The sequence below is a fragment of the Candidatus Latescibacter sp. IFSED24 genome, assembly GCF_058273205.1.
This window is the reverse complement of record NZ_CM177850.1, coordinates 4419775-4432432: the sequence shown is the minus strand read 5'-3', so window position 1 is coordinate 4432432 and position 12658 is coordinate 4419775. Positions and strand designations below refer to the sequence as shown.

The following is a 12658-nucleotide window of genomic DNA, read 5'->3' as shown; positions in this document are numbered from 1 at the left end:
GTCGTGCCGGTGTGCAGCGCGATGAGAGGGCTTTCAGACAGAGCCTAGCGCCAGCCGCACACCACCAGCTCGGGCACCACCTCGTCCTCCCCCTCCCAGTACACCGCCGCATCGCGCCATTGCTCCAGCTCGACCAGGACCCCGCCGCGCAGCACGGCCACGCGGCCGTCGCCGAGCCAGGCGAGCGTGTCCATGAGCGGATCGCCCACGCCGCGCACCAGCACCTCGCGGCGCCAGGCGCCGTCGGGGGTGAACTCGTCGAGGCGCAGGAAGACGCCGTCGGGCAGGTCGCGGGCGCTGGCCGCGTGGCGGACGAAGAGGTGGCCGCGGTCGTCGACGAAGAGGTCCTGGATGACCATCTCGTGGTCCTCCAGCTCCACCTGGAGATCGAGGCCGGCGTTGCGGCGCCAGCTGTCGACGAGGGCCTCGAGGCGGGCCCGCTCGCGGTCGTTGCGGGGAGGTGCGGTGAAGTCGGGCCGGGTGATCCGGAGGACCTGTTCGCCGTCGGCCGTGTAGACGTCGATGGCGTAGCGGTCGCGCGCCTGGGGCACGTAGATGCGGCCGTCCGGGCCCACGGCGTGGACCATGAGGAACTGGCGCAGGATCTCCTTCTCCTTGAGCGGCCTCGCGCCCGTGAAGTCCATCTCGAACTCGGCGGCCACGACGTGGCCGCGCAGCGCGCCGTCCAGCCCGTAGGTGTCCAGGTTCTGGACGCGGTTCATGGTGCCGGTGGCCTGGTCGAAGGCGCTGGTGGCCGAGGCCACCAGGAAGGTGCCGCCACGGAAGTCGGCGCCGTAGAGCACGAGGAAGCCCGACTGGGGGCCGTCGGGGCCGAGGTGGAGCGTGCCGCGGGGCGTGCCGTCGACGGCCAGGCGCTCGAAGCGGCCGCCCATCTGGCTGCCGCCCGCGATCGTGCCGTCCGGCAGCGCCACCACGCCGATGGGGCGCTGGAATTCGCCGGGCCCCTCGCCCTCGCCGCCGAACGCACCGAGGAACGCGCCGTCGCGGTCGAAGGCGTGGATCTGGGCGAGCTGGTTGTCCACCACGTAGACGTTGCCGGCGGCGTCGACGGCCAGGTCCACGGGGATCCCGAAGAGCACCTCGGCGTCGTCCTCGCCCCCGCGCGACCAGAACGGCTCCAGGGTGATCTCGCCGGGGTCCTCCCGCGGCGCGGTGGACGGGACGAGCAGGGGCGCCGCGGTGGCGGCGGCGGACACGAGCAGCATCAGCACGACGAGGAAGCGCATGGACCATCCTTCCGGAAAGGGACCGCAGGTCTACGCCTCCCCGGCGGATCGAGTTGCACTCCCGTCGCTCAGCGGACCAGGCAGACCCGTCCGCTCGCACTGCCGTTCGCGGTCTTCAGCCGCACCAGGTAGACGCCGGCCGCCACCTCGCGATCGCCCTCGTCGCGCCCGTCCCAGCTCACCGCGTGCTCGCCGGCGGCGGCCACGTCCAGGCGCCATTGCCGCACCAGGCGGCCGCGCAGGTCGTACACCGCCAGGTCGACCGCTCCCGGCGCCGCGGTGGCGAAGGAGAGGACGGTCTGCGGGTTGAACGGGTTGGGCACGGCGCGCACCGATCGGCTCACCGGACCCGGCAACGTGATCGGCGCCGCGGTGAGGTCGAGGACCGCCGGCTGCAGGAGCGCGCCGTAGGTGCGGACGTAGTCGCCGCAGAAGCCGACCCCGCGGGCGGTGAGGCCGCCGCCGCCCACCAGTTCCAGCGTGCCGTCCGGAGCGGCGGTCACGAGCTGGACCCCGAGCAGGTCGCAGTCCACGTACGCGGCCGGCGCATCGGGCGCGGGCACGAGGCCGCCGAGCGAGCCCGGCAGCGCCACCGGTTCGCTCACGAGGGCGGGCTGGGTGGGGTCGGCGAGGTCCACCAGCGCCACGCCGGCCTGGCTCCAGCAGATCCAGATGCGCTCGGCGGTCGCGGCCAGCGAGACCACGCGGCCGGAATCCGCGCGCTGCAGCGTGCCGAGCAGGGTCATGGTGGTGTGGTCGATGACGAGAACGTCGCCGTTGTAGTCGCCCACCAGCACGAGGTCGCCGCGGACCGTCTGGGCGGTCACGTTCTGGTTCATCTCGATGTAGCCGGTGAGCTGAGGGTCGGCGGGGTCGTCCAGATCGAGGCGCTGGAGGTGGCGCGGACCGGTGCCGATCCGGCACTCGACCAGGGCCCGGGTGCCGGTCAGACGGCGGACGGCGCGCTGGCCCTCGATGGCCAGGGAGGACATCTCGACTGGCACGGCGGGATCGGCGATGTCGAACACGTCGAGATCCTCCTCGCCGTAGCCGTCGCTCAGGTAGGTGAGCAACAGACCGTCCAGGAAGACCGCGACCCGGTGCATGTTGTCGAAGCCGGCCGTGGTGGGCGGATCCTGGCCGAAGTCCTCGAGGGAGAGGTAGGTCGCGCCGGGGCCGCTCGTGCGGAAGATCACCAGGTCGCCGCGGGCGGTGATGGCGCGGTGGTCGTAGAAGAACTCGAAGCCGTAGGAGCAGGACGCGCTGTCGCGCCTGGTCGGGTGCAGCGGGTCGGCCAGGTCCCAGAGGTAGGACTTGTAGCCGGGATGGTAGTAGAGGTCGCCCCGGGTGATGGACCAGGCCCAGCGCGACGAGAGGCACCCGCCGAACTGGCCGCGGCCGAACCGCGACACCGCCGGCACGCCCACCGCCTCGGCGGCCGGCAGCGTGGCCAGCGCCGGCGCGGCGAGGGCGGCGACCACCGAGCTCTGGCCACCCGCGAGATCGTTGATCGCGGCGGGGGTCTCGAGCGCCAGGACCGGCTCGAGGGCGTGCACGTTGGCGGGCTGGACGGCGGCGTCGAAGATGACGAGGGTCTCGTCCACGCTGGCGTAGACCAGGTCGCCGACCGCGGCGTGCAGCCGCAGATCGGCGTTCCAGTTGGTCTCCCAGTAGGCGACCAGCCCGTCGTCGTCCGGCTGCAGCAGGTCGACCATGTAGACGAGGTACGGCAGCTGGCGGTCGCCGTCCTTGGCGCCCACCGGCATGGGCTGCTCGGCGGTGAGGAAGATGAGGTCGCCGGCCACGACCACGTCGAAGTACATCGGGCCATACGGGTAGTAGCACGGCATGAGAGTGTCGACCACCACCGGGTCGGCGGGGTCGGCGAGGTCCACCAGCCGGATGCTCTCGTTCCCGGTCACCACGACCTGGCCGGACGGCAGGGTGGCGATGCCGCGGAACTCGAGGTCGGTGAGGCCCGAGCCGGCGAGGACGGGCGCGGTGGGATCGCTCACGTCGGCGCACTTCAGGCCGGTGGCGCCCAGCACCACCAGCAGCGGGCCGGCGAGGGTGGCGCGCCCGGCGGCGAGGTTCAGGTCGACGAAACCCACGGGCGCGGGCGCCTCGGGAGCGGACACGTCGTAGATGCGGAGCCAGCCGGTGGCGCCGACCAGCGCGACGTGGGTGTCGTCGAGGAAGGTCACGTCGCGGATGGCGCCGTCGTGGGCGATCTGGCCCACCGCGCGCGGCTCGCCGGGATCGGACACGTCGAGGCAGACCAGGTCGAGGAGGTCGGCGACGCAGGCCAGGTCGCCGCGCACGTCGAGGCGCACGGGCTCGCTGCCGAGGGCGGTCGTGCCGGTCAGGCGCGTGGTGGTGGCGTAGTCGAAGGGTTCCTGGGCGGAGAGGTCGGCCGATAGGACGAGGATGACGCAGGCTACGAGGAGGGCGATTCCACGCATGACGATCCCCCTGTCGTGGTGGGTCAGACAGAATTGCTCAGGGATTATACCACGGATCCCGCCGCGACGGAGCGCTCATCGGAATGCGCGCGCCGGCCCCGCGCCCGCCGCTCCAGATTTTCACTGAATCCGGCCCCGATATGGTGGTATATTCTCGTCCCCGGTCACGAGATGGCGCGAGTCTGGAGGGACGATTCGCATGGGCAAACCTGCGGCCAGAATGGGCGATAGCACCGCGCACGGCGGCGTGATCACCGCGGGCGCGCCGACGGTCCTGATCGGCGGCAAGCCCGCGGCGCGCCTGGGCGACATGACCTCGTGCCCCATGGCCGTGCCGGCCCCCACGCCCATTCCCCACGTCGGCGGCCCCATCACCCTGGGCAGCGCCGGGGTCCTCATCTGCGGCATGCCCGCCGCCCGCATGGGCGACCAGGCGCTGTGCCCGCCCATGGGCCCGGCGCCCATCGTCATGGGCGAGCCCACCGTGCTCATCGGCGAGACCGGCGGCGGCGCCGGCGGCGGAGCGGGCGGCGGTGGCGGCGGCGGCGCCGGCGGGAGCGGCGACGAGGCCGGTCCGGGCGAGTCCGCTGAGGCGGGCGCCGCAGAAGGCGCCGGCGGCGACGCACAGAGCGGCGAGGACGAGGGCCAGGAAGGCCACACCCTCGACGTGGCGTTCACCGACAAGGGCGGCCACCCCATCACCGGCATCCTCTACGACATGTCCGGGCCCGAGAACACCGCCGAACGCGGCCAGCTCATGGGCGGCATCCAGAAGACCGGCCTCGCCGCGGGCGACTACGAGATCAAGCTGCGCGCCATCACGGCGGCGAGCTGGTCGGCCGCGCGCCACAAGGTCGGCGAGGACGTGACGCTGAAGGTGGCAACGGCCGGCTTTGCCGCGGGCACGCCGGCCGTGCTGGAGATTTTCCGCCGCGACACCAACCGTCCCGACGAGCTGGTGCACACCATCGAGTCCAGCGTGGAGGGCGACGCGGTCGAGGAGACCTGGCGGCCCGAGGTCACCGACGAGCTCCTGGCCTATCAGGACGAGTGTCACGAGCGCGGCCGCTATTCCAATCCGTTCTACGTCTTCAAGGCGAGCATCGGCTCGCTCAAAACCTACTCGTCGCTGCTGCAGTTGCGGGACAAGCTCGAGGTCACCGTGAAGGACGACGAGGGCGCGGCCCTGGCCCGGCGCGAGCTCCGCATCTTCTTCCCCAACGGGGAGATCCGCGTGGCCAAGACCGACGACGCCGGCAAGGTCGTGGCCGACGACGTCCCCTGCGGCCGGTTCAGGATCTCGCTGGACGTGCGCGCCTGACTGCAACCAGCCGCCCCCAGAAGGAGCGCACGGTGTCCAAGCTGCTGGCCACCTTCAAGCAACTGCTCGGCCTGGCGCCCGTCCGCACGGGCGACCCCGCCGAGGTGCAGCTGCGGCGCATCGAGCTGGGCATCCTGGAGATGGAGGACGTCCTCTTCCACCTGAACAGCTGCGTGATGATGCCCGAGGCCCCCGAGGGTCCCAGCAGCGGCCAGGGCGACCAGGGCACCAGCCAGGCCGAAGCCGAGCGCGACGGCAGCCAGATCACCTTCACCGGGATCCGGGCGCTGGCCACGGTCTTCCGCCAGCTCGAGGCCCACCCGCAGCAGTCGATCCTCATCGCCGGCCACACCGACACCTCGGGCGGCTTCGAGCTGAACTACGCCCTCGCCCGCCAGCGCGGCCTCGACGTGCGCTACCTGCTCGAGGGCGAGCGCGACCTCTGGGCCGGGGTCTGCGTGCAGCGCCAGAAGGTGGAGGACCACCAGCAGATCCTCAAGTTCTTCGCCACCAACCCGCGCTGGGACTGGCCCTGCGACCCGGGCGACATCGACGACGTCTACGGCGACAGGACCGAGGGCGCGCTCTCCCGTTTCATCGAGCGCTACAACGAGCATTACGCCATGACCTTCGCCAACGCGCGCGACCTCGGTCCCCAGGGCTGGCCGACCCCGCTCGACCCCGCGCTCACCGGCACCGTGAAGCGCAACTCCCGGCACCTGTGGCCCGAGGAGCTCTGGCGCGCGGTCTTCGACCTCTACCTGGAGGAGATGGCCGACGCCCTCGACCTCACCGTCACCGAGCTGCCGGCCGAACGCGAGCGCCACCTGCGCTGGGCCGACGAGCGCAACCGCCTGGTGGCCTGCGGCGAGTCGTTCCCCATCGACGAGGCCCAGCGCGACCGCTACCGCTCGCAGAAGAACCGCCGCGTGGAGGTGCTCTTCTTCGACCAGGGCGAGGTGCCGGTCATCGACTGTCCGCTTGTCCTGGACCGCGCCCACACCGCGGCCGAGTGCCCCATCTGGCACCAGGCGCACTTCACCCCGGTCTACATCGACCCCTACGAGCTCGAGACCGTCCCCTACTTCCTGAAGTTCATCTACTTCGACCGCGTCCACGGCACGTTCCGCGACGTGCCCCGGGGCCTGCAGCTCAAGGCCTACGGCAAGAACGCCGGCGAGCTGCGCACCCGGAACCGCTACCACGCCGGCGTCTACCAGGTGCAGGTCTACCGGCCCGACGTCGAGCAGGACACCGACCACGATCTGCACTTCGGCTTCGAGGCCGCCGACCGGTACGTCTACACCGCCGACACCGAGACCGACTCGGAGATCCGCACCGTCGACGCCGAGGCCTGGGCCCGGCTGAGCGACGTCGAGAAGCACAAGCACCACGACCTGCCCGCGGCCTGGTTCTCCACCAACTACTGGGCCCGCGACGCCAGCGACCTCGGCAGCGGCGACACCTTCCAGCGCATCCTCGAGCGCGACGGCATCAAGCCCTATGGCGACGCGACCATGACCAGCGACAGCCCACTCGTCTTCAGCCTCGACGACGTCGTGCTGCTCGACCGGGCGGGCGGCACCCAGGCCATCCAGGACGCCGACGGGAGCAACACCCCCAAGGCGCTGGCGGCGGGGTCGCGGGTCAAGGTCCTGCGGGTCGATCCCGAGACGTCGGCGCTGCGCCTTTACCGCACCGACGAGAACGACCCCAAGTCGGCGCGCATCCCCTTAGAACGAAACTGCATCACCGCCCTGGTCCCCCACGCCAAGATCGTGGCCTTCCGCGAGGGGTTCTACACCATCGGCCGCAAGCGCACCGCGGCGGCGCCCAACTGGCGCGCCGGCACCCACGTGGTGGGCGCCCGCGCCGCCGTGCGCAACGACGCCGACCACCACGCGCACTGGGAGATGGACCACTACAACCACGAGTTCGGCTACACCGGCGACCACGAGGCGCACTACTTCCACCAGCTCCACATGGACGGCGAGCACCCCACGTCGTTCTACCTCTACAACGTCTCCATCAACTTCATCCGCGACTCGCGGCGGGCCGACCGGGGCAATCCCCTGCCCAGCGCCGCCGACGTCCTGCGCTTCGTGGACGAGGGCGTCTACAACGCCATGGAGCACTGGAACCACAAGAACTACTGGCTCGAGGAGGTCCGCGCGGACGCCGTGCCCGCCCTGCGCATCCGGCCGTTCTGGTTCTTCGAGGAGAAGGAGACCTTCACCGTCGACATCGCCGACCTGCCCAGCCCCGGCTACGGCGTGGCCAGCCCGGCCGGCGAGACCGCGGCGCAGCGGAAGACCCGCGACGCCGCCGCCGACGACGCCCGCGACGCCGTGGCCGGCATCCTCAACCACGCCTGCGTCACCGACGCCCGCCGCGCGGCCTTCGGCGGGCAGGCGCGCTTCCTGGCCACCGTCGCCCGCGACGACTTCCCCGCCGCCAAGACCGGCGGCTCCTACTGCTGGTCCAACCGCAACGGCGGCGACCGCCCGTTCTCCATCCTCAAGCTGGCCAAGTCGACCTGGGAACGGAACCTGGACGGCGTACTGGGCACCGGCGCCGCCCACCGCGAGTACGGCTTCCGCTGGGGCAAGTTCACCTTCGCCCACGAGCTGGGGCACGCCACCGGCCAGTCGGACGAGTACATCAAGCGGGCGGGCGGGCTGCCGGCCTTCGAGCAGTTCTACGAGTGCTACACCATGGCGCGCAACGGCAACGCCATGATGTACACCAACGGGTCGCCGCGGCTGCACTACCTCGCCTACGCCATCCGTTACCTCCAGCGGCGCGGCGGCACCGCCCCGCTGCGCGACCTGGTGGGCGAGCGCCGCTACGTGGCCCGCTTCGAGCACGACGACACCAGCCTCACCTACACCCGCAACCCGAGCCATGTCGCGCTGGCCGCCAAGCTCCAGGACCCCGACTTCCACGAACGGCAGTACCGGATCGCCGAGACGCCGCGCACCCAGGTCTACCTCTCGCTCCACTGGGTCGGCGAGGACGAGGCCTCGATCCAGCGATTCCACGCCGGCCAGGACCGCACCTACCAGGCGGTCCTCTGCGTGCGCCCCAAGCTGTGGATCGAGTTCGTCGACGAGGCCGGCCTCGTCTGGACCGCCGGCGCCAAGGAGACCCGGCGCGACCTGCTCGACCGCTCGCTGCGGCAGCTCACCGGCCGTTACCGGCTGGTCGGCGGCACCAAGGACGTCCAGAACATCTTCGTCAACGTCCTGGGCGGCTTCGCCGCGGCCGAGACCAGCCACTGGAACTTCCACCTCCGTTACCGCCGGGATCCCGACATCCTGAACCACGGCACCGAGCTCGAGAGCGACGCCCGGGTGATCCAGATCGGACGCACCGTGGGCGCCGACACCGTGCGCGACGCCCTGTTCAATCGCACCGGCGGCACCATGCTCGCCGCGCTACGTTTCCTGAAGGACTTCGCCGACGACAAGCTCGACGACACGTTCACCCTCGAGGAGATATGAGCATTCCCATGCCTGGAAAGCACCGAGCCCGCGGGTTCCTCCTTGTCCTCATGGCCGCCGTGGCGGCCACCGCCCTGGCCGGCAACGGATGCCGGCCGCAGGAGACCGACATGACCTCGATCCAGATGCTCAACACCGACCGCTTCGGCGATGGCCAGGCCCGCTCGTACCTGCCGGTGACCGGACGACTCGGCGGCGAGATCGCCTGGACCCGCGATTCGGCCGACACCATGCACGGGCAACCGCCGGGCCACCTGGCGCTGCACCGGGACCAGCTCCTCGTGCACTACCCCGAGCGGCTCGAAGCGCGGCTGGCCGCGACGGGAGAGGTCCAGTGGACCCGGCCGGTCACCCCCGATTTCGAGTTCCAGATGACCGACCGGGGCCTGGCCACCATGGACGCCCTCGGCCTGCGCACCGTCTACGGTTTCGACGGCCGCACCCTCGCCAGCGAGACCCTGCCGCTGCTGGCCGAGCTCGTGCACCTCTTCTACAGCGCCGACGCCCCCGGAGAGATCCGCTATGCCTTCGGCATCGCCACCGTGCCCGAGAGCGACCCCGCCGAGATGGACGAGCCCGAAGCCGCCGCCTACCACCGCTACGATCCCGCCGAGATGGACTACCGCTGGCGATTCAAGGTGGAGGACACGCTGCTCCAGGTCCTGCGCGACGAGTCCGGCGCCTTGGTGCGGCTGGTGACCTCGCGCGGCATCCACACGTTCGCTGCCGACGCCGCCGACGACGCGGACGTCGCCACCTATGACGCCGAGTTCATCGAGGCGGCGTCCCTCGACTTCGCCGGCGATCTGCTGGTGGTGCTGCAAGAAGAGGGTCGGCGCCTGCTCCGCTGCCTCGACTCCGCGGGGGCGACGGCCTGGGAAGTGGCGGTCGGTGAGGGCCCCCTCGTCCAGCCCCCGGCCAGCGCCCCCGACGGGCACGCGTACCTCCTCGTGGGCTCGCAGCTCCTGCACTACGAGGGCGACCAGCTCCGCTGGGCCTACGAGATCCCCTTCAGCGGCGAGTACCGCCCGCTGTTCACCGTGCTGGCCGACCGCACCATCCTCCTGACCGCCGGCACGCACTGCATCCAGCTGCGCGAGGACGGCGAGGAACTGGTCCGCCTCGACACCGGCAGCCAGCTCGCCTGCCGTCCGCTCATGGACCCCGCCGGCCGCGTCTACCTGGGGGCGGGCCCCTGGATCCGGTGCTATCACTGAGAGGGAACCCGGGAGCGTGATCATGGGAACCAACCGCCGCATCTCCATCGACCTGCCCCCCGGCTGGACCGACGAGTCGATCTACTTCTTCCGCGGCCCCCAGAAGGCCGGCGTCCAGCACAGCCTCAGCGTGCTGGTGGACGACGACCCTGGTGACAAGACCCTCGAGGACTACGCCAGGGACCGCATCGCCATGCTCCAGGCGAGCCAGGCGGGCATGGAGATCCTCAAGGAAGGGTCGCTGGAGCTGGACGACGGCTCGCCGGCCTACGAGCTGGTCTACAAGTGGAATCCGGGCCAGGAGCAGCCCGAGTTCGGCCGCCAGGTCTTCGTCTTCCGCGGCGGCACCGCCTTCACCTTCCAGGGCAAGTACAGCAAGCTCACCGCGCGCACGCTCGGGGCGGCCATCGACATGATGATCCGCTCGTTCCAGGTCGAGGGGTAGGAACCATGGCGCTCGAGTTCACCAAGAGCACCGACCAGAAGCACGAGGTCAAGCTGGATTCGTCGGTGATCGCCGCCACCTGGGTGCAGAACCGGGTGGTGGCCGGCGGCACGGCCGAGCTGGAAGTGCGCACCGCGTTCGTGGGCGGCGGCGCGCCCATCGAGATCACCGCCCGCACCGAGGGCGGCGAGGAGGGCGGCAAGCTCACCGACAAGATCCGCTACAACCAGTACCGCGGCGCCATCGAACTGAAGGACGATCTGCCCGCCGGCGCGCTCCTCTACTTCGAGGTCAAGCTGCCGGGGTCGGGCAACGCCACGGGCAAGTCCAACAGCGTGCCGGTGCTGCTGCCGCCCAAGATCACCAAGCTGAAGTGGAGCGCGGCGGAGGCCCGCCGCGGCGATATCCTCACCCTCAGCGCCAGCGTCCGCGACGTCCCGGTCCGCACCCCCTGCACCATCGACATCTTCGAGTACGACGAGGACGGCGCCCACGATCTGGTCACCACGCTGAGCGGCGAGGTGCTCGAGGACAAGCTCGAGGTGCGCTGGCAGTACGAGTACGCCGAGGACACCGACGAGATCCCGGGCAAGGACGACCTCGACCCCTACGGCAAGGAGTACCGGCATCCCGAGTACTTCTTCGTGGTGGACATCTACGGGTTCCGGGCCGGGGAGGCGCTGGAGTCGGGGATCTTGCGGTTCAAGGATTTCGTTGAGTTCCGGTTCGAGGGGACGCCGTCGCAGGCGGCCAAGTACGAGGTCGTGTTGACGCTGCCGGACGGGGTCGAGCGGACGTCGGATTTCGACGACAACGGTTATGCGCGTTTCGACGACATCCCGGCGGGACGTTGCAAGCTGAAAGTCAGAGAGAAGGATGACTGAGGCGAACGGAGCTCGTCTTGGATCATGAGTTCGCAGTAGGCACGGGCCACACCTTCGCTGTCGGCCCAACCATTCCCCCCTGCGCCTACCTCAACGTTGGCTGCTGGTGCAACGGTCGGACCGATTTCGCCATCGTCCACAAGGGCGAGATCGCTCTCTGTTCGTGGATGAATTTCACGGGCGAGAAGGATCTCGGGATCGAAAGCATCGATTCGCAGACAATCAGGGACATCCTGAATGGCGCCGACAAGGCGAAGCCCAAGGGACAGCCATGCGTGCTCCAGCACATCATCCTTCCCGGCGAACCGCTGACCGGCGATGAGCCTCTGGTCTTCATCGGCGACCTGCACATGAGTCTTTTCCGGGAAACTCCGCTCGATGACTTCACCGTGTCGGATCGACAGTTGCGATGGCATTCGGATATCGAACCCGACGGCAAACGCTGCTCGCTCGGCAAGTACTTCTTCAGCCTCGTCAACTATCTCGCCAAAGAGCATGGCCTGCCTCCGGCCAATATCATCCAGTGCGGCGATTGCTTCGAGATCTGGCACGTCCAGATCATCTTCGATCTGGCCTATGACTTCATCTGTCGGCACCACGATAGGGAAGAGATCGAGCTCTACACGGCCTATGAAAAGACTACGCGTACGATCAAGACCAGGACCGACCGCTACACCGTCCCCTCCCTCGCTTTCAAGGCGGAGACTTTCCCCGGCATTCAGGCTTTTCTGGGCAAGGAGCGCACTTACAATGCCTGTCCCAACTGGTGGCAAGACGGCACCATCGCCCAGGCTCTCCTGCTCGCCATCAACGACAAGCCCGCCAAGAACTCCTTCATGGCGGAATTCATCGACTGGTTGCAGCAAGCCCGAGATCAAGCGGCCGGCTCACCCTGCTGGCTGGACCAGCATCTCGACGTTCTGGTTACGAATGAGAGAGAAAATGATATCGCGGCGATCGAGAAGGCCATCAAGGCCCGCTATCAGCCAGAGAACGAGAGTGAACCCTTCTGGAGGAAGCTGACGGTGATCCGCGGCAATCACGACACACTGGCGAAGAACAAGTACTTGCAGTTGCGCCAGGACAAGGATGTGGACCTCGTCTTCAATGACAAGGACGTCGCGCTGGAGTGGACGGCCAAGGACGAGATCGTGGGCCCGCTGGAGCGCCGCGGCCTAAATGACGTGATCGCCTTTGAACACGGTCACCGCCACGATATCTACAACAACGACAAGAACTATTACCGCCGGCCGATGAAGTTCACCCACTACGCCAACCGCGAGATCAATTGGCCCTGGAGGTATGACGCCGGCTTCGCTAAGACCAGTACCTACATCCAGAACGATGTGCTCAAGGGCAGCCTGATCAAGGATCTGAAAGTGCTCTTATCCGAAATGTCGCTGGAATCCCAAGCCCGGCAACTGATGAGCAAGCTGTTCGCCTGCAGCAAGAAGAAGAACGGCCAGCCCTCGATCCGCCTGGTCGTGCTTGGCCATACCCACGTTCCGGAGCTGACCCAGATCGAGCTGGGTTTGATTCCCCAGCCCTTCCCCGGCAAGGTCTAGTTCCGGGGGTTCCT

General features: G+C 69.2%; 7 protein-coding genes and 1 pseudogene. 6 read left to right on the top strand and 2 right to left on the bottom strand.

Annotated elements, in window-relative coordinates:
- Positions 1 to 44: 44 nt before the first annotated feature.
- A complete protein-coding gene (locus tag IFSED24_RS17650; protein ID WP_491332801.1) occupies positions 45 to 1247 on the bottom strand; it encodes an NHL repeat-containing protein in 1203 nt (400 codons plus the stop codon).
- Positions 1248 to 1315: 68 nt separating this feature from the next.
- Positions 1316 to 3709: a FlgD immunoglobulin-like domain containing protein gene (locus tag IFSED24_RS17645; RefSeq protein ID WP_491332800.1), complete on the bottom strand. Its 2394-nt coding sequence runs from the start codon at positions 3707 to 3709 to the stop codon at positions 1316 to 1318.
- A gap of 199 nt (positions 3710 to 3908) precedes the next feature.
- Between IFSED24_RS17645 and IFSED24_RS17640 the strand changes: the two are divergent.
- From IFSED24_RS17640 to IFSED24_RS17615, 6 genes and pseudogenes are all read left to right on the top strand, one after another.
- Positions 3909 to 4205 (top strand): annotated as a pseudogene (locus IFSED24_RS17640) (PAAR domain-containing protein); the annotation flags it as partial.
- Between the two features lie 857 nt (positions 4206 to 5062).
- A complete protein-coding gene (locus IFSED24_RS17635; RefSeq protein ID WP_491332799.1) occupies positions 5063 to 8533 on the top strand; it encodes an OmpA family protein in 3471 nt (1156 codons plus the stop codon).
- Between the two features lie 8 nt (positions 8534 to 8541).
- Positions 8542 to 9750 carry a hypothetical protein gene (locus IFSED24_RS17630; protein ID WP_491332798.1) on the top strand — a complete coding sequence of 403 codons (1209 nt, stop codon included), beginning with the start codon at positions 8542 to 8544 and terminating at the stop codon, positions 9748 to 9750.
- Between the two features lie 22 nt (positions 9751 to 9772).
- A complete protein-coding gene (locus tag IFSED24_RS17625; protein WP_491332797.1) occupies positions 9773 to 10195 on the top strand; it encodes a DcrB-related protein in 423 nt (140 codons plus the stop codon).
- A 5-nt stretch (positions 10196 to 10200) separates the two neighbouring features.
- On the top strand, positions 10201 to 11079 hold the full coding sequence (locus IFSED24_RS17620; protein WP_491332796.1) for a hypothetical protein: 879 nt from the start codon (positions 10201 to 10203) through the stop codon (positions 11077 to 11079).
- A gap of 17 nt (positions 11080 to 11096) precedes the next feature.
- The gene (locus tag IFSED24_RS17615) at positions 11097 to 12644 is read left to right on the top strand and encodes a hypothetical protein (RefSeq protein ID WP_491332795.1); all 1548 of its coding nucleotides are present in this window, start codon (positions 11097 to 11099) and stop codon (positions 12642 to 12644) included.
- The last annotated feature ends 14 nt before the right edge of the window (positions 12645 to 12658 follow it).